Raw genomic sequence first — 16798 nt, 5'->3', positions numbered from 1 at the left:
GGAAAACAACGTCGCGATAAAAGCAATCGAATTCCAGCCGGCGCCGCAGGGACCGGACCAGGCGGGCGGCAGCCGATGACAGGGACTTCGCCAGCCGTCGTCGCGGCAAGCAAACTCGGACTGACCTTCCAGACCAATGACGGGCCGGTGCAGGCGCTGTCCAATGTCGATCTCACCATCGGCAAGGGGGAGTTCGTCTCCTTCATCGGGCCTTCGGGCTGCGGCAAGACCACGCTGTTGCGTGTCATCGCCGATCTGGAGAAGCCGACCTCGGGGACGATTTCGGTCAATGGCATGACGCCCGAACAGGCACGCGAGAAACGCGCTTATGGCTATGTCTTCCAGGCAGCGGCGTTGTTTGCCTGGCGCACCATCGAGCGCAATGTCGGGCTGCCGCTGGAGATCATGGGCCTGTCCAAGGCGGAACAGGCGCAGCGCATCAAGCGCACGCTCGACCTCGTCAACCTCTTGGGGTTCGAAAAGAAGTATCCCTGGCAATTGTCGGGCGGTATGCAGCAGCGCGCCTCGATCGCACGCGCGCTGGCCTTCGATGCCGACCTTCTGCTGATGGACGAGCCGTTCGGCGCGCTGGACGAGATCGTGCGCGACCACCTCAATGAGCAATTGCTGGAACTGTGGGGACGGACCAACAAGACCATCTGCTTCGTCACCCATTCCATTCCCGAAGCCGTTTATCTGTCGACGCGCATCGTCGTCATGTCGCCGCGCCCAGGCCGCGTCAGCGATGTGATCGAATCGACGCTGCCGAAAGAACGGCCGCTCGACATCCGCGAGACGCCGGAATTTCTGGCGATCGCAGCGCGGGTGCGCGACGGGCTGCGGGCAGGGCATAGTTATGATGATTGAGGGGATGCCGGACGAGGTTCCTCCTCTCCCCAGCGGGGAGAGGGTGGCCGGAGCGAAGCGGAGGTCGGGTGAGGGGGTGGCCACCCGCGCCTTCGTCATCCTAGGGCGGAGCCGACGCGAAGCGGCGAGCGCAGACCCTAGGATCCATGCCGTGACGCTGGCCGAAAAGCAGGGCGAGGGACAGGGAGCCATGTTCCGCGCCGCTGCGGAGCGGGTAGGTAACGGCATGGATCCTAGGGGCTGCGCCGCGTCGCTTCGCTCCTTGCTTCGCCCTAGGATGACGAAGGCGTGGTTGGCCGTTCCCGCTACGCACACCCCTTTGCGGCTGCTCCGCCCTAGGATGACGAACGCGTGGTGGGTCGCTCGCGTTACGCAGAGCGCACGCCTATCTGGCGAGGCCTGCTAATGGACACCTTCCGCGACAAGCTCATTCCCGTGACCTCGATCCTCGCTGGCGTGGTCGTGCTCTGGTATGTCTTCGCCGTCATCCTCAACACGCCGTTCCAGCGCGATCTCGACCGCCGCGCCGGTGAAACACATACCTTGAGCGAGTTCATCGGCAAGACGCTGGCGCAGCCGAAGCCGACACTGCCGGCACCGCATCAGGTGGCGGTGAATTTCTTCGAAAACACCTTCCTGCGGCCCGTCACCTCCAGTCGCAGCCTCGTCTACAATGCCTGGGTGACGCTGTCGTCGACGCTGCTCGGCTTTGCTTTCGGCACGGCGCTCGGCATCATCATCGCTGTCGGCATCGTGCATGTGGCGACGCTCGACCGCAGCCTGATGCCCTGGATCATCGCCTCACAGACTATTCCCATCCTGGCGGTGGCGCCAATGATCATCGTCGTGCTGGCGGCGGTCGGCATCACCGGCCTGATCCCGAAGGCGATGATCTCGACCTATCTGTCGTTCTTCCCGGTGACCGTGGGCATGGTGAAAGGGCTGCGTTCGCCCGAGATCATGCATCTCGATCTGATGCACACCTACAATGCCAGCCTTGCGCAGACCTTCTGGAAATTGCGCGTGCCGGCCTCGGTGCCGTTCCTGTTCACCTCGATGAAGGTGGCGGTGGCGGCAAGCCTGGTCGGCGCCATCGTCGGCGAACTGCCGACCGGTGCGGTCGCCGGCATCGGCGCCAAGCTCTTGGCCGGCGCCTATTACAGCCAGTCCATCGACATCTGGTCGGCGCTGGTCGCCGGTTCGGTGGTGGCGGCACTTCTGGTCATGGTCGTCGGCATCGCCGGACGCATCGTCGACCGCGCCATGGGCGGGAGGCCGGCATGAACTGGCTGAAACCTTCGTGGCAAGCAGTACTGGCCATCGTGCTGTGCCTGATCGCGGTGGCGCTCGGCGCGATGTCGAGCCCGGAAGCGGCAGCACTTGCCGACCCGACAGCCAGCTTCGACTACCCCTATCTCGGAACCAAGGGCTTGATGCTCGGCCTGGCCGTGCTGGCGGCGCTGATCTCGATGGCCAGGATTCCTCCTCTTGCGGAAGCGGTGGTGCTGTTTGTCGGCGCCCACCTTGTCGCCTGGCTGCTGATCTCAGGCATTACAGGTTTCGAGGGCACCGCACTGGCGCCGTATTTCCTGCTGCTCGGGGCCGCATGGCTGCTTGGCTGGCGCTGCGTGGCGGTGCTGTCGTCATTGCGTCCTTTAGCCAGTTGGGCACGGACGGGGTTGCGCCTGATCATCCCGGCCATCTTCGGCGCCTGGATCCTGATCATCTGGGAAACGGTGACGCGAGGCGCGGGCATCCCCTTCATCCTGTTGCCGCCGCCTAGCGCCATCGGCGTGCGCATCGCCGGTTCGCTGCCTGTACTCGGCGCCGATGTCCGCCAGACCATCTTCAAGGCAGTTGTCTTCGGCTATGTCGTGGGCAGTTGCGCCGGCTTCATCGTCGCGGTGCTCGCCGACCGCGTGCCGTTCCTGCGGCGCGGGCTGCTGCCGATCGGCAACATGGTCTCGGCGTTGCCGATCATCGGCGTCGCACCGATCATGGTCATGTGGTTCGGCTTCGACTGGCAGTCCAAGGCGGCGGTGGTCATCATCATGACCTTCTTCCCGATGCTGGTGAACACGGTCGCCGGCCTTACCGCCTCCGGCCATATGGAGCGCGACCTGATGCGCACCTATGCGTCGGGTTACTGGCAGACGCTGCTGAAGCTCAGGCTGCCGGCAGCCGCGCCTTTCATCTTCAACGCGCTGAAGATCAACTCGACGCTGGCGCTGATCGGCGCCATCGTCGCCGAGTTCTTCGGCACGCCTGTCGTCGGCATGGGCTTCCGCATCTCGACCGAGGTCGGGCGGATGAACATCGACATGGTCTGGGCCGAAATCGCAGTTGCAGCACTTGCGGGTTCGGTCTTTTATGGCGTGGTCGCTCTTGTCGAAAGAGCCGTCACGTTTTGGCATCCCTCTGTCCGTGGTGGATAGGGGCGGTGGGTTTAAGGGCACTAACTTCAGAGGGTAATAAAATGAAAAGACTGATTATTCCTGTTCTGGCCGGCGCGATGTCGCTTGCCGCTTTCCAGGCAATGGCCGCCGACAAGGTGACGTTGCAGCTGAAATGGGTCACTCAGGCCCAGTTTGCCGGCTACTATGTCGCCAAGGCCAAGGGTTTCTACGAGGCCGAAGGCCTCGACGTCGAGATCAAGCCGGGCGGCCCGGACATCGCGCCCGAGCAGGTGATCGCCGGCGGCGGCGCCGACGTCATCGTCGACTGGATGGGCGGTGCGCTGGCCGCCCGCGAAAAGGGCGTGCCGCTGGTCAACATCGCCCAGCCGTTCAAGAAGGCCGGCATGGAACTTGTCTGCCCGAAGGACGGACCGATCAAGACCGAAGCCGACTTCAAGGGCCACACGCTCGGCGTCTGGTTCTTCGGCAATGAATATCCATTCTACGCCTGGATGAACAAGCTCGGCCTCAAGACCGACGGCGGCCCGGACGGTGTCACCGTGCTCAAGCAGAGCTTCGACGTGCAGCCGCTGATCCAGAAGCAGGCGGATTGCATTTCGGTCATGACCTACAACGAATACTGGCAGCTCATCGACGCCGGATACAAGCCGGAGCAGTTGACCGTGTTCAACTACTCGGCGATGGGCAATGATCTTCTCGAGGACGGGCTCTATGCGTCGGAAGACAAGCTCAAGGATCCGGCTTTCGAAGACAAGATGGTGCGTTTCGTGCGCGCCTCGATGAAGGGCTGGAAATACGCCATCGACAACAATGATGAAGCCGCGGGCATCGTCATGGACGCAGGCGGCCAGGACGAGAACCACCAGAAGCGCATGATGAGCGAAGTCGCCAAGCTGATCGACAATGCCGACGGCAAGCTCGACCCGGCAACCTACGAGCGCACCGCCAAGGCGCTGCTCGACCAGAAGATCATCACCAAGGAGCCGACCGGCGCCTACACCACCGCCATCACCGACAAGGCGGTGAAGTAAGCCTAGTCAGCGACACACCGATCTCGAAAGCGGCGCCTCCGGCAAGAATGTCAGAGGCGCCGTTCCTTTATGGTGTTCATGACGAAGCTGGTCTCGATCGAGGCGACGCATTTCAGCCGCGCGATCTTTTCCTTGATGAAGCGCTCGTACTGTTCGAGGCTTCCCGTCACCACCTTCAGCACATAGTCGCGCGAACCGGTGACGAGGTGGCATTCCAGCACCTCCTCCCAGCCGCGGATCGCGTCCTCGAACATAACGATCTCGTCCTCGTTCTGGCGGCCGAGCCGGATGGTGGCGATGGCGACCATGCTCCAGCCGAAGGCTGAGGGATCGACCAGCGTGGTGTAGCCCCTGATGACGCCGGTTTCCTCCAGCCGCCGCACCCGCCGCAGGCAAGGCGAGGGCGACAAGCCGATCCGTTCGGCAAGCTCGTTGTTGGTGATGCGGGCGTCGGCCTGCAGCTCACGCAGGATCCTGCGGTCGAAATCATCGGCTATCTTCTGCTGCACTTTCGGTCTCTCCAGGCAATTTGTTGCGGGAATGCAGCCATGCGAGCCGAAGAATAGCAAGGACTGGCCGATCGGGATCGCATAAATTGCCGCGACACTCCTCGAGAAAGGCAGGAAAGATCATGACCGCGCCACGCCCGTCGAAAACCCATATCGGCAACCACAAGCTCCATCCGGAAACGCTGATGCTGAGCTATGGCTTCGATCCGCAGCTTTCGGAGGGCGCCGTCAAGCCGCCGGTGTTCCTGACCTCGACCTTCGTGTTCAAGTCGGCGGAAGAGGGACGCGACTTCTTCGACTATACGTCGGGCCGCAAGGAGCCGCCGAGCGGCACGGCGTCCGGCCTGGTCTATTCGCGCTTCAATCATCCCAACAGCGAGATCGTCGAGGACCGGCTGGCGATCTACGAGGGGACGGATGCCTGCATCTTGTTTTCATCCGGGATGTCGGCGATCGCCACCACACTGCTCGCCTATGCCCGTCCGGGCGACGTCATCCTGCATTCGCAGCCGCTTTACGGCGGCACGGAGACGCTTCTGACGCGCACGCTTTCCGGTTTCGGCATCGGCGCTGTCGGCTTCGCGGATGGCGTCGACGAGACGGCTGTGCGCGCGGCTAGCGACGCGGCCGTCGCGAAAGGCCGCGTGTCGGTCATCCTGATCGAGACGCCGTCGAATCCGACCAACAGCCTGGTCGATATCGCGCTGATGCGGACGATCGCCGACGAGATCGGCGCGGCCCAAGGGTCGACGCCGATCGTCGTCTGCGACAACACATTGCTCGGCCCGGTTTTCCAGCGGCCGATCGAACATGGCGCCGATGTCTCCGTCTATTCGCTGACCAAATATGTCGGTGGCCACTCCGACCTGATCGCGGGTGCCGCCATGGGCAGCAAGACGGTCACCAAGCCGATCAAGGCGCTGCGCGGCGCGATCGGCACGCAGCTCGACCCGCATTCCTGCTGGATGCTCGGCCGCTCGCTGGAGACGCTGTCGATCCGCATGGAGCGGGCCAACGACAATGCGCGGCTGGTCGCCGAATTCCTGCGCGATCATGCCAAGGTCGAGAAGGTGCATTATCTGCCATTCGTGGGCGAGGATACGCCGGCAGGCCGTGTCTACAGGGCACAATGCAGCGGCGCCGGCTCGACCTTCTCCTTCGATATCAGAGGCGGGCAGAAAGCGGCTTTCGCCTTTCTCAACGGGCTGCAGATATTCAAGCTGGCGGTAAGCCTCGGCGGAACGGAATCGCTGGCTAGTCACCCCGCGGCCATGACCCATTCGGGCATTCCCTTCGACGTGCGCCAGCGCATCGGCGTGCTGGAGACCACGGTCAGGCTGTCGATCGGTGTCGAGCACCCCGACGATCTGATTGCCGACCTGACGCAGGCGCTGGCGGCGGTCTGACGGGTCACCTGCCCTGGAATCCGGGAAGGGCGAGCGATCGGATTCTCTTATCGGCCATCACAAAAGCGTGTGGTGGGATACATTTCGATGCTCAGCCGTTGCGTTACCGCATGCGCGCGCCGGGAGGCGCGACGGATGCGACATCCCAATCGGAGGTTCTTCATGCGCAACCTATCCTTCTTCCCGGCGCTTTCGGCGCTGGCCATTTCGACCGCGTTCCTGTTCGCATCGCCGGCTCTGGCCGCCACGGAAAAGTTCAAGGCGACGCTCGACGGCGGCCAGCAAAACCCGCCCGTCACCACGAAGGGCAAGGGCACGGCCACTTTCACGTTCGACACGGCCAAGAAGAAGCTCAACTGGAACGTCAAATATTCCGGCCTCAGCGGACCAGCAACGGGCGCGCACATTCACGGCCCGGCGGCGATGGGGGCAAACGCCGACCCGGTCATCCCATTCAAAAAGCTCAAGAGCCCGATCAGGGGATCTGAAACGTTGACGGATGCGCAGGCGGCTGACCTGGAGGCAGGCAAATATTACGTCAACATCCATACATCAGCCAACCAGGACGGCGAGATCCGCGGCCAGATCGAAAAGGCGAAGTAGGATATAGCGTTCCGAGAGAAAGGGGCGGGTGACCGCCCCTTTTTCATCAGGCCTTGTCGCGAATCTGGGTCATCGTCTTGGTCGGCGTGATTGCCTCGGGGTCGAGCCGGATTTCGACGATCGCCGGCTTGCCGCTGGCACGGGCACGCTCGAAGGCCGGGGCGAAATCCGCCGTCTTCTCGACAGTTTCGCCGTGACCGCCATAGGCACGGGCCAATGCCGCGAAGTCAGGATTCTTCAAATCAGTAGCGACGACGCGGCCGGGATATTCGCGCTCCTGATGCATGCGGATGGTGCCGTAGATGCCGTTGTTGACGACGACGACGACGATCGGCAGGTCATATTGCACGGCGGTGGCGAATTCCTGCCCGTTCATCAGGAAGCAGCCGTCGCCGGCGAAGGCGACCACGGTGCGCTCCGGAAACAGCTCTTTGGCGGCGACCGCGGCAGGTGTGCCATAGCCCATCGAGCCTGAGGTCGGTGCGCCTTGCGTGGCAAAGCGGCGGAAGCGGTGGAAACGATGCACCCACGTGGCGTAATTGCCGGCGCCGTTGGTGAGGATGGCGTCGTCGGGCAACATCTTTTCCAGGTAGTTCATGATCGGCCCCATCTGGACCGAGCCGGGGCCGCTTTCCGGCGGCGTCGACCAGTCGAGATACGCGGCATGCAGCTTTGGCGTCTCGGCTGCCCAGGTCGGCGCCGAGGCTGGCTTGCGCTTGGCGAAAGCTTCGACGAAGGCGGAGGGCGAAGCGTTGATCGCCAGTGTTGGCCGGTAGACGCGGCCGAGTTCGCCTGCGTCGGCGTGAACATGGACCAGCGCCTGGTCAGGGTAGGGGCTTTTCAGCAGGGTGTAGTCGGACGACGGCATTTCGCCCATGCGGCCACCGATCAGCAGCACCAGATCGGCCTGCTTGATCGCTGTCGCCAGCTTCGGGTTGATGCCGATGCCGACATCGCCGACATAGTTCGGATGCAGATGATCGAACAGCATCTGGCGGCGGAAGGAGCAGCCGATCGGCAGCGACCACGCCTCGGCGATCGTGCGCATTTGTGCAACCGCCTCGGCGTCCCAGCGCGTGCCGCCGAGGATAACGAAAGGCCGCTTGGCCTTGGCCAACAATTTCTCCAGCGCGTCGAGTTCGGCTTCGCCGGCCCGCGTTTCGACCGGTGTGTGCGGCAAGGCTGTGGGCGCTTCGACGACGCTGGTCAGCATGTCTTCCGGCAGCGAGATGACGACCGGGCCGGGGCGGCCCGATGTCGCCACCGCGAAGGCGCGGGTGACGAATTCGGGGATGCGCGAGGCGTCGTCGATCTCGACCACCCATTTGGCGATATCGCCAAAAAAGCGCTTATAGTCGACTTCCTGGAATGCCTCGCGCTCCTTGGCGTGGCTGGCGACCTGGCCGATGAACAGGATGACGGGTATCGAATCCTGCATGGCGATGTGGATGCCGGCCGAGGCGTTGGTGGCGCCGGGGCCGCGGGTGACGAAGCAGATGCCGGGTTTGCCGGTCAGGCGGCCGTGACAATCGGCCATCATGGCAGCACCGCCTTCCTGGCGGCAGACTATGGTGCGGATCGCTGAATCGTGCAGCGCGTCGAGCACCGCCAGATAGGATTCACCCGGCACGCAGTAGATGCGGTCGGTGCCGTTGGCTTCGAGCGCATCGACGATCAGTTGTCCGCCGGTCTTCATTGTCCAGACTTCTCCAGTTCGGCAAGGATCTCTTGCGTGTGCTCGCCCAGGCGCGGCGAGGGGCGCTCATAGACCAGCGGCGTGCCCGACATGACCATCGGTGCGCGCACCGACGGCAGAAGGTTGCCGTGGCCATCGTCGAGGTCGAGCCGCATGCCGCGCGCGATTGTCTGCGGATCGGCGAACATCTGGCCGATCGTGTTGATCGGGCTGGCCGGCACGCTTGCAGCTTCCAGCTTTGCCAGCAGCGGATCGCGATCAAAAACCTTCAGCGCCTCGATGATGCGTTCGCGCAGCTTGACCCGGTTGGCGACCCGGGCCGGATTGGTCGCAAAGTCGGGATCGACAGGCAAATCGTCCAACCCGACGGCAGCGCAGAATTTGGCGAACTGGCCGTCATTGCCGACCGCCAGGATGATGTGGCCATCCCTGACCGGCACCACTTCGTAAGGGGCGATGTTCATATGCGCATTGCCCATCTGCACCGGCGACTTGCCGGAGACGAGATAGTTGAGGTTCTGGTTGCCGAGCGCCGAGATCTGGGTGTCGAAGAGCGCCATGTCGATCTGCTGGCCTTCGCCGGTCCGTTCGGCATGGCGCAATGCGGCCTGGATGGCGATGACCGAATAAAGGCCGGTGAAGATGTCCGAGATCGCAACGCCGGCTTTTTGCGGCTCGCGGCCGACCTCGCCGGTGATCGACATCATGCCGGCCATGGCCTGGATGATGAAGTCGTAGCCGGCGCGTGGGGCATAAGGTCCATCCTGGCCAAAGCCGGTGATCGAGCAATAGACGAGGCGGGGATTGATCTTGCGCAGGCTGGCATAGTCGAGGCCGTGCTTCTTCAGGCCGCCGAGCTTGAAGTTTTCGATCAGCACATCCGACGTCGCGACCAGCCTGCGCACCGTCTCCGCGCCCTCCGGCGTCGAGAAGTCGATGGCGATGGAGCGCTTGCCGCGATTACAGGAATGGTAGTAAGCGGCCGACAGGTTCTCGCCGTCCTTGCCCATGACGAAGGGCGGGCCCCATTTGCGGGTGTCATCGCCACCATCGGGGCTTTCCACCTTGATGACATCGGCGCCAAGATCGGCAAGCAATTGCCCGGCCCAAGGCCCGGCAAGGATGCGGGCGAGTTCAACGACGCGGACGCCTTTCAGCGGGGGTTCGGCCATAAATCACCGTGGTTGCTGCAATCACCTTGATTGCTGCGAATGCAGAGCCTCTATCAAGCCCTGCAATGGCTGTCACGGCTGTTGCGATAGGCCAATCCCTTCAACACCTCAGCACGCCGTCGGCCCAAGTCGCAAAATCGTTCATGATGATGTCGCGATTCACCTCGTTCAGGCTTTCGTGGCGGGTGTCGGCGTAAACCTTTGAAACGAGATTCGAAAAACCCATTCCGCGCATGCGATCGGCAAGATGGGTGATCCCTTTGCCGTAGTCCGATGCGGGATCCTTCTCGCCACCGACGATGCTGATGCGGAGATCGCGCCGGATACCGGCAAAGCCGGCATCCCTGCCGCCGTTCAGCGCCATGCCGACGACGTCGCGCCACATCGACACAGAGGCATTCCAGCCGCACAGGGGATCGGCGATGTATTTCGCCACTTCCGCTTCGTCGCGCGACAGCCAGTCGAACAATGTGCGGTGGTTGGGCACCGCCTTGCCCCAGGCCTGAAAGGTGAGTTTCGGCAACAGGCGCGATGGCACGTCGGAGCCCAGCCGCATCCGCTCCCAGGCAAGGATGCCGAGCGCCAGCTGGCCGAGCAGGCCAGCTGAGAAATTGCCGTTCCAGATCGCGGCGGCATGAACGCGCGACGAGTGGCGCAGCAGGTAGTTCAGCGCCACGGACGCACCCATCGAATGACCAAACAGGATGACCGGCCGGTTCGGCTGTTCGCTGGCGATGACATCGTGAATGGCGTCGACGTCGGCGATCACCTTGGCCGGACCGTCCTTGCCCGCGAACCTGCCGAGCGGGGCATCGGGGGCCTTGGTCGCACCGTGGCCACGATGATCGTGGACATAGACGTGGAAGCCGCGTGCCCCGAGGAAATCGGCAAAGCGGGCATAGCGCGCGGCGTGCTCGGCTAGCCCGTGATTGATCTGGACGACGGCACGTGCCCGGCCATCGGCCTGCCTGACGAAAAGATTGAGGTCGGCCCCGGTCGGCGAGGCAACCACGCGCTGCTGGCTGAATGACATGCCGCTCGGTCTCCAGGCTCTGGCCACCACCGTGGCGCCGGCTTTGTTTGCGCCGGTGCCGGTTGTGCGTCAATCCGCCCTGCCTGCTTTCGCAGACCATGTTTCTTGCGTTTGGCCAGCAAAATATCGCAATTCTGACATGGAGACAGCTTCAGTCTGTCGCCCACTTCTTCAGCCGGGGATTTTCCATGCGCATTGGTGTCGTTTTCGGATTGGCCACGTTGGCGGCGTCGCTGGCCGGGGCGGCGCGTGCCGACGTCAAGATGAGCGGCACCTTCGTTGCCGACGCGGCGTGTCCGGCGACGCAAGCCATCAAGAACGGCAAGAATCCCGGCAATGTCTCGACCGATGCCGGGCAGAGCTACCAGCTGCTCGCCGGCAACAAGGATGCGCCAACGCATTATCTCATCCTGGTGCCGGGCGCCGATCCGGAGCGCCGCTGGGTGAAGGTCACCTGCGGCCATGTCTCCGGGACCAGCGCGGTGACGGTGCCGGCCGCACCGGGTAGGCAAGGCAAGCCGGCGGCATCTGGAAAACCCGAATACGTGTTCGCGCTGAGCTGGCAGCCGGCCTTTTGCGAAACCAAGTCGAACAAGACCGAATGCAAGGCGCAGAGTGCCAACGGCTTCGACGCGACGCATTTCACCTTGCACGGCCTGTGGCCGCAGCCGAACGGCAATTTCTATTGCCAGGCGACAGCGAGCGACAAGGCCAACGACAATCCGGCTCACTGGAAGGACCTGCCGCCGGTCAATTTGGACGCCAGCACGCGCACGGAACTCGATCAGGTGATGCCGGGCACGGCTTCGAAGCTCGAACGGCATGAATGGATCAAGCACGGCACCTGCTACGGCAAGAGCCAGCAGGACTATTTTTCCGACGCGCTTAATTTAATGCGCGCGGTGAATAGCTCGCCGGTGCGCGATCTCTTTGCCAAGAACATCGGCGGCAAGCTGACGGCGGACCAGATCCGCGGCGCCTTCGACACTGCCTTCGGCGCGGGAGCAGGGGACCGTGTGCGCGTCTCCTGCGTCATCGATCCGTCCAGCGGCAGGCGGCTGATCGGTGAGTTGACGCTCGGCCTTGCCGGTCCGATCGGCCCGAACAGCTCGCTCAAGGACCTGCTGCTGGCGTCTGTGCCGACCAACAAGGCCGGCTGCCCGACCGGCACGGTCGATGCGATCGGGTTCCAGTAAGCGCGGGGCGGTACCCGCAGCGCGCAAGTGTCCACGTGACCGACCAGATATGGCAAAAGCGATTGCCGTTCGCCGCCGCATCGCCTACATAGCGGCCAACCTCCACTCAATTCGACAAATCCAGTCAGTTTTCTGGATCAGTCAGTTTTTCAGGGAAAGCGCGCGTGGCACGCCAGTTCATCTATCACATGGCCGGCCTCAACAAGGCCTACGGCACCAAGAAGGTGCTCGAGAACATCCATCTGTCCTTCTATCCGGACGCCAAGATCGGCATCCTCGGCCCCAACGGGTCGGGCAAGTCGACGATCCTCAAGATCATGGCTGGGCTCGACAAAGAGTGGAACGGCGAAGCCTGGCTGGCTGAAGGCGCCACCGTCGGCTACCTGGCGCAGGAGCCGGCGCTCGATCCGAGCAAGACCGTGTTCGAAAACATCATGGAAGGCGTCGCCGCCAAGACCGCCATCATCGAGCGCTACAACGAATTGATGATGAACTATTCCGACGAGACGGCCGACGAGTCGGCCAAGCTCCAGGACGAGATGGACCGGCTTAACCTGTGGGATCTCGAACAGCAGGTCGAGATGGCGATGGAAGCGCTGGGCTGCCCGCCCAAGGATTCGGAAGTCACCAAGCTTTCGGGCGGCGAGCGCCGCCGGGTAGCGCTTTGCCAGCTCTTGCTGCGCCAGCCCGACCTTCTGCTGCTCGACGAACCGACTAACCATCTCGACGCCGAAACCACGGCGTGGCTGGAAAAGCACCTGCGTGCCTATCCGGGCGCCGTGATGATCATCACCCACGATCGCTACTTCCTCGACAATGTCACCGGCTGGATCCTCGAACTCGACCGTGGTCGCGGCATTCCCTACGAGGGCAACTACACCAAGTACCTCGAAGCCAAGGCCAAGCGCCTCAAGCAGGAAGGCCGCGAGGATGATGCCCGCCAGCGCGCCATCGGCCGCGAGCGCGAGTGGATCCAGTCGAGCCCGAAGGCGCGTCAGACCAAGTCCAAGGCGCGTATCCAGGCGTTCCAGGATCTGCTGGATGCAGCCGACAAGCGGCGTCCAAGCGATACGCAGATCGTCATTCCGCATGGCGAGCGGCTCGGCAATGTGGTGATCGAGGCGGAAGGCCTGTCGAAGGGCTTTGGTGACACGCTCTTGATCGACGGGCTGGAATTCAAGCTGCCGCCGGGCGGCATCGTCGGCGTCATCGGCCCGAACGGCGCCGGCAAGACGACGCTGTTCCGTATGATCACCGGCCAGGAAAAGCCGGACGCGGGCTCCGTCCGCGTCGGCGAGACGGTCAAGCTCGGCTATGTCGACCAGAGCCGCGATGCGCTCGATCCGTCAAAGACGGTGTGGGAAGAGATTTCCGGCGGCGCCGAGGTGGTCAAGCTCGGCAAGTTCGAAGCCAACACGCGTGCCTATTGCGCGTCGTTCAACTTCCGTGGCGGCGACCAGCAGCAGAAGGTCGGCAATCTGTCCGGCGGCCAGCGCAACCGCGTGCACCTGGCCAAGATGCTGAAGACCGGCGGCAACGTGCTGCTGCTCGACGAACCGACCAACGATCTCGATACGGAAACGCTGGCGGCACTCGAAGACGCGCTGGAAAACTTCGGCGGCTGCGCGGTCATCATCTCGCACGATCGCATGTTCCTCGACCGCCTGGCGACGCACATCCTCGCCTTCGAGGGCGACAGCCATGTCGAATGGTTCGAGGGCAATTTCGAGGATTACGAACAGGACAAGATCCGCCGCCTCGGCCCCGATGCCGTCAACCCGCACCGTATGACCTACAAGAGGCTGACGCGGTAGAGGAACGGTTCCGTTGCGGGAGATCGTCGTTTGACCTAAATTGGGTTGACGGAGCTTTCCATGATCACAGTCAAACTGCCGCAAAAGACCGAAAAGCTGCTGGCCGACATGGCCGAGGCCAGTGGCCGTACGACCGATCAGGTCGCCGTCGACGCGATTCTCGAGGCCATCGAGGATTGGCAGGACTCCAGGATTGCCGAGGAACGGGTCAGGAATGACGACGGCGTTCGTATCCCGCTGGAGGAGATGATCCGCCAGCTCGAACTTCGTGAAAGCGACGAGCGTAGCAAGAAGCCTGCCGCTGAATGACTTGGCGTGTCGAGTTCACGCCGCGCGCTAAAAAGGATATTGAACGGCTTTCGACGAAGGACCAGCGCCGTGTCCTCGAATTCCTCGCCGGGCGAGTTTCGGCGCATCCCGATCCAAGAGTTCTTGCCAAACGCCTGACCGCAACCAAAGAAGAAGCTTGGCGGTTTCGCGTCGGCGACCACCGGATCATCGTCCAGTTCTGGGATAGCCGCCTTGTCGTCCTGGTCGTGGAAATAGGCAACCGTCGCGAGGTCTATCGATGAACAGCAGCGCTGTTTCGCAAAAGCCCGATTGGTCCGCCGCCCAATATCTGAAATTCGAGGACGAGCGCACCCGGCCCGCGCGGGACTTGGTGGCGCAGGTGCCGGTGGATTTTCCGCGCCTGGTCGTCGACATCGGCTGCGGGCCGGGCAATTCGACCGAGCTGCTTGTCGAGCGCTGGCCGAATGCTCAGGTAAGCGGTATCGACACTTCGCCCGATATGATCGAGAAGGCGAGGGCGCGCGTGCCAGAGGTCACCTTTGATCTCGCCGATGCCTCAAAATGGCAGCCGGCTGAGCCGGTCGACGTGATCTTCGCCAACGCGGTGTTCCAGTGGCTGCCCGAGCATCCCGCGGTGTTCCAGCGGCTGATGGGCTTCCTGGCGCCGGGCGGCGCCTTGACCGTCCAGATGCCCGACAATATGGGCGAGGAGTCGCACCGCCTGATGCGGGAAACCGCAGCCGAAATGCCGTTTGCCGCCAAGATGAAGGGCGCGGCGCGCGCGCCCCTGCCGCAGGTGTCGTTTTACTATGACCTTCTTTCGCCGCTCAGCGATCGGCTGGACATCTGGCACACGATCTACAACCACCCGCTTGCCGACGCCGAAGCGATCGTCGAATGGGTGAAATCGACCGGCTTGAAGCCCTTTGTCGACCCGCTCGATGCGAATGAGAAGGCGCTGTTCCTCGACAGCTACACGGCCAAGATCGCCAAAGCCTATCCGAAGACGGCGAGCGGTAAGGTGCTCTTGCGCTTTCCGCGCATCTTCATCGTCGCCAAGCGGGCCTGATTATCCACGTTGCACGACGCTCAATGCCGCCGCTTGACGGGGTTTCGCCGCCATGCGCATTTCATTCCGATGGGATGACAATGCCCGTGTGGCAGGTTGGGCCCGCGTGGCAGGGGTAAATGATGACACCGAAAAAGATGCTCTTCGGCGGCGGCGTGTGCGCGGCGGCACTTCTGGCGTTCTCGATCTCGGCCGAGGCCAAGCGGGCGCGCTGCTTCACCAGCGATGACGGCTATTTTCCGTGCAGCTATCGCGCGATCGATGATGCCGGCAGCTTCCGCATCTCGGCGCCGGGCTATCCGACCTATGTCCTGGAGATCGACGAGCCGGGCTTTGCCTATGGCTATGTCAATCTCGGCCGCCGCAATGTGCCGCTGCCGGGGCAGTTCGTGCGCAGCCGCGACGACGGTGCCTGCTGGAACAACCCACAGACCAGCACCAAGCTGTGCGCCTGGTGAGTCCGGCTTAAGCCGGCGTAAACCGCCGCGGTGAGAAAACTGTTGCGCCGGAGCGTTCCGGCGCCCACATGGAGCCCGCAACGCCTGCGGATGGGACGGACTGGATATATGCATCGCGTCATCATCAGCGGCATCGGCGTAGAAATCCCTGAAGCCAAGATCACCAATGAAGAGCTGGTCGCCAGCTTCAATGCCTGGGTCGACATGGAGAATGCGCGCCGCCTGGGCACCGGCGAGCCGGCGCTGCCGAAATCGGACAGCGACTTCATCGTTCACGCCTCGGGCGTGCGCACCCGGCATGTCATCGAGCGCGAGGGCATTCTCGATCCGACCCGGATGGCGCCACGCATTCCGGCACGGCCCGACGATGCGCTGTCGCTCGAAGCCGAGTTCGGTATCGCCTCGGCCAAGAAGGCTCTCGACCATGCTGGCCTAGAACCATCCGACATTGACCTGGTGATCTGCTCGGCCTCGCATCACCAGCGGCCCTATCCGGCGATCGCCGTCGAAATGCAGGAGGCGCTGGGCACCAAGGGTGCCGGGTTCGACATGGGGCTTGGCTGTTCGTCCGCTGCGGCGGCCCTTCACATGGCGGTGAATTTGGTGCGCTCGGGCGCGCACAAGCGCATTCTGGTGACGACGCCGGAAATTATCACCGGTCATCTCAATTTCCGCGACCGGCAGACGCATTTCATCTTCGGCGACGCCTCGGTGTCGATGGTGGTCGAAGGGCTGGCGCAGGGCGACAAGCGGCCGGGGCGCTTCGAGGTGCTCGACACGCGCATCTGGACGCAGATGTCGAACAACATCCGCACCAATCTGGGCTACCACACCCGCACCGCCCAGGACGATCCCTACATGATCAACCTGGAAGGCAATCTGATCAAGCAGGTCGGCAACAAGGTGTTCAAGGAAGTCACCGTCGCCGGGCAGAAGTTCATCGTGGAATTCCTCGCCGAGCATGGGCTGACGCCACAGGCGGTCAGGCGCTTCTGGCTGCATCAGGCCAATGCGCGGATGAACGCCATGATCCTGAAACTGTCATTCGGCCACGAGGTCGATCACGACCGCGCGCCGATGGTGCTTGAACGGCTGGGCAACACGGCGGGCGCCGGCGCCATCGTGGCGCTGTCGGAGAACCATGCCGACATGAAACCCGGCGATTTCGGCCTGATCTGCGCCTTTGGCGCGGGGTATTCGATTGGCGGCGCGCTTCTGAGGATGCTTTGAGCTTGT

Annotated in this window: 17 protein-coding genes; 13 read left to right on the top strand and 4 right to left on the bottom strand. The window is 63.1% G+C overall.

Annotation, left to right across the window (positions count from 1 at the left end):
* Positions 1-75: 75 nt before the first annotated feature.
* From NKH03_RS04880 to NKH03_RS04865, 4 genes are all read left to right on the top strand, one after another.
* Positions 76-867 (top strand): ABC transporter ATP-binding protein, encoded by a 792-nt coding sequence (locus tag NKH03_RS04880; RefSeq protein WP_352865454.1) that lies wholly within the window; start codon positions 76-78, stop codon positions 865-867.
* Positions 868-1272: 405 nt separating this feature from the next.
* Complete coding sequence (locus NKH03_RS04875) at positions 1273-2151, top strand: ABC transporter permease (RefSeq protein ID WP_352865452.1); 879 nt, start codon at positions 1273-1275, stop codon at positions 2149-2151.
* Positions 2148-3302, top strand: coding sequence for an ABC transporter permease (locus NKH03_RS04870; protein ID WP_352967374.1), 1155 nt, complete (start codon positions 2148-2150; stop codon positions 3300-3302). The genes NKH03_RS04875 and NKH03_RS04870 overlap by 4 nt, the downstream gene beginning before the upstream one ends.
* A gap of 41 nt (positions 3303-3343) precedes the next feature.
* A complete protein-coding gene (locus NKH03_RS04865; RefSeq protein ID WP_352967372.1) occupies positions 3344-4315 on the top strand; it encodes an ABC transporter substrate-binding protein in 972 nt (323 codons plus the stop codon).
* A 50-nt stretch (positions 4316-4365) separates the two neighbouring features.
* On the opposite strand, the gene NKH03_RS04860 is transcribed toward NKH03_RS04865, so the two are convergent.
* A complete protein-coding gene (locus NKH03_RS04860; protein ID WP_352865446.1) occupies positions 4366-4824 on the bottom strand; it encodes an Lrp/AsnC family transcriptional regulator in 459 nt (152 codons plus the stop codon).
* Positions 4825-4946: 122 nt separating this feature from the next.
* On the opposite strand from NKH03_RS04860, the gene NKH03_RS04855 reads away from it, so the two are divergent.
* Together NKH03_RS04855 and NKH03_RS04850 are read left to right on the top strand one after the other, a co-directional pair.
* The gene (locus tag NKH03_RS04855) at positions 4947-6230 is read left to right on the top strand and encodes a cystathionine gamma-synthase family protein (RefSeq protein WP_352967370.1); all 1284 of its coding nucleotides are present in this window, start codon (positions 4947-4949) and stop codon (positions 6228-6230) included.
* A 162-nt stretch (positions 6231-6392) separates the two neighbouring features.
* Positions 6393-6833 carry a CHRD domain-containing protein gene (locus NKH03_RS04850; RefSeq protein ID WP_352865441.1) on the top strand — a complete coding sequence of 147 codons (441 nt, stop codon included), beginning with the start codon at positions 6393-6395 and terminating at the stop codon, positions 6831-6833.
* 46 nt (positions 6834-6879) lie between these two features.
* On the opposite strand, the gene NKH03_RS04845 is transcribed toward NKH03_RS04850, so the two are convergent.
* The 3 genes from NKH03_RS04845 to NKH03_RS04835 form a co-directional block, all read right to left on the bottom strand.
* Positions 6880-8529 (bottom strand): thiamine pyrophosphate-binding protein, encoded by a 1650-nt coding sequence (locus tag NKH03_RS04845; protein WP_352967368.1) that lies wholly within the window; start codon positions 8527-8529, stop codon positions 6880-6882.
* A complete protein-coding gene (locus NKH03_RS04840) occupies positions 8526-9701 on the bottom strand; it encodes a CaiB/BaiF CoA transferase family protein (RefSeq protein ID WP_352967366.1) in 1176 nt (391 codons plus the stop codon). The genes NKH03_RS04845 and NKH03_RS04840 overlap by 4 nt, the downstream gene beginning before the upstream one ends.
* Positions 9702-9801: 100 nt before the next feature.
* Entirely contained in the window at positions 9802-10734 is a 933-nt protein-coding gene (locus NKH03_RS04835; protein ID WP_352967364.1) for an alpha/beta fold hydrolase, read from the bottom strand.
* Positions 10735-10922: 188 nt separating this feature from the next.
* Here NKH03_RS04835 and NKH03_RS04830 point away from each other — a divergent pair, with 188 nt between their 5' ends.
* From NKH03_RS04830 to NKH03_RS04800, 7 genes are all read left to right on the top strand, one after another.
* On the top strand, positions 10923-11930 hold the full coding sequence (locus NKH03_RS04830) for a ribonuclease T2 family protein (protein ID WP_352967362.1): 1008 nt from the start codon (positions 10923-10925) through the stop codon (positions 11928-11930).
* A gap of 164 nt (positions 11931-12094) precedes the next feature.
* Entirely contained in the window at positions 12095-13744 is a 1650-nt protein-coding gene (gene ettA, locus NKH03_RS04825; RefSeq protein WP_352865427.1) for an energy-dependent translational throttle protein EttA, read from the top strand.
* 60 nt (positions 13745-13804) lie between these two features.
* Entirely contained in the window at positions 13805-14053 is a 249-nt protein-coding gene (locus tag NKH03_RS04820; RefSeq protein ID WP_352865424.1) for a DUF6290 family protein, read from the top strand.
* Positions 14050-14316: a type II toxin-antitoxin system RelE family toxin gene (locus tag NKH03_RS04815; protein WP_352865421.1), complete on the top strand. Its 267-nt coding sequence runs from the start codon at positions 14050-14052 to the stop codon at positions 14314-14316. Before NKH03_RS04820 ends, NKH03_RS04815 begins: the two co-directional genes overlap by 4 nt.
* Entirely contained in the window at positions 14313-15104 is a 792-nt protein-coding gene (gene tam, locus NKH03_RS04810; protein ID WP_352967360.1) for a trans-aconitate 2-methyltransferase, read from the top strand. Before NKH03_RS04815 ends, tam begins: the two co-directional genes overlap by 4 nt.
* A gap of 119 nt (positions 15105-15223) precedes the next feature.
* Complete coding sequence (locus NKH03_RS04805; protein ID WP_352967358.1) at positions 15224-15562, top strand: hypothetical protein; 339 nt, start codon at positions 15224-15226, stop codon at positions 15560-15562.
* Positions 15563-15670: 108 nt separating this feature from the next.
* Entirely contained in the window at positions 15671-16792 is a 1122-nt protein-coding gene (locus NKH03_RS04800) for a beta-ketoacyl-ACP synthase III (RefSeq protein ID WP_352967356.1), read from the top strand.
* Positions 16793-16798: the final 6 nt, after the last annotated feature.

The sequence above is a fragment of the Mesorhizobium sp. M1406 genome, assembly GCF_040317555.1.
In the GTDB taxonomy this organism is placed as follows: Bacteria; Pseudomonadota; Alphaproteobacteria; order Rhizobiales; family Rhizobiaceae; genus Mesorhizobium.
The sequence above is the reverse complement of the archived record's forward strand: the minus strand, read 5'-3'. Positions and strand labels throughout refer to the sequence as shown.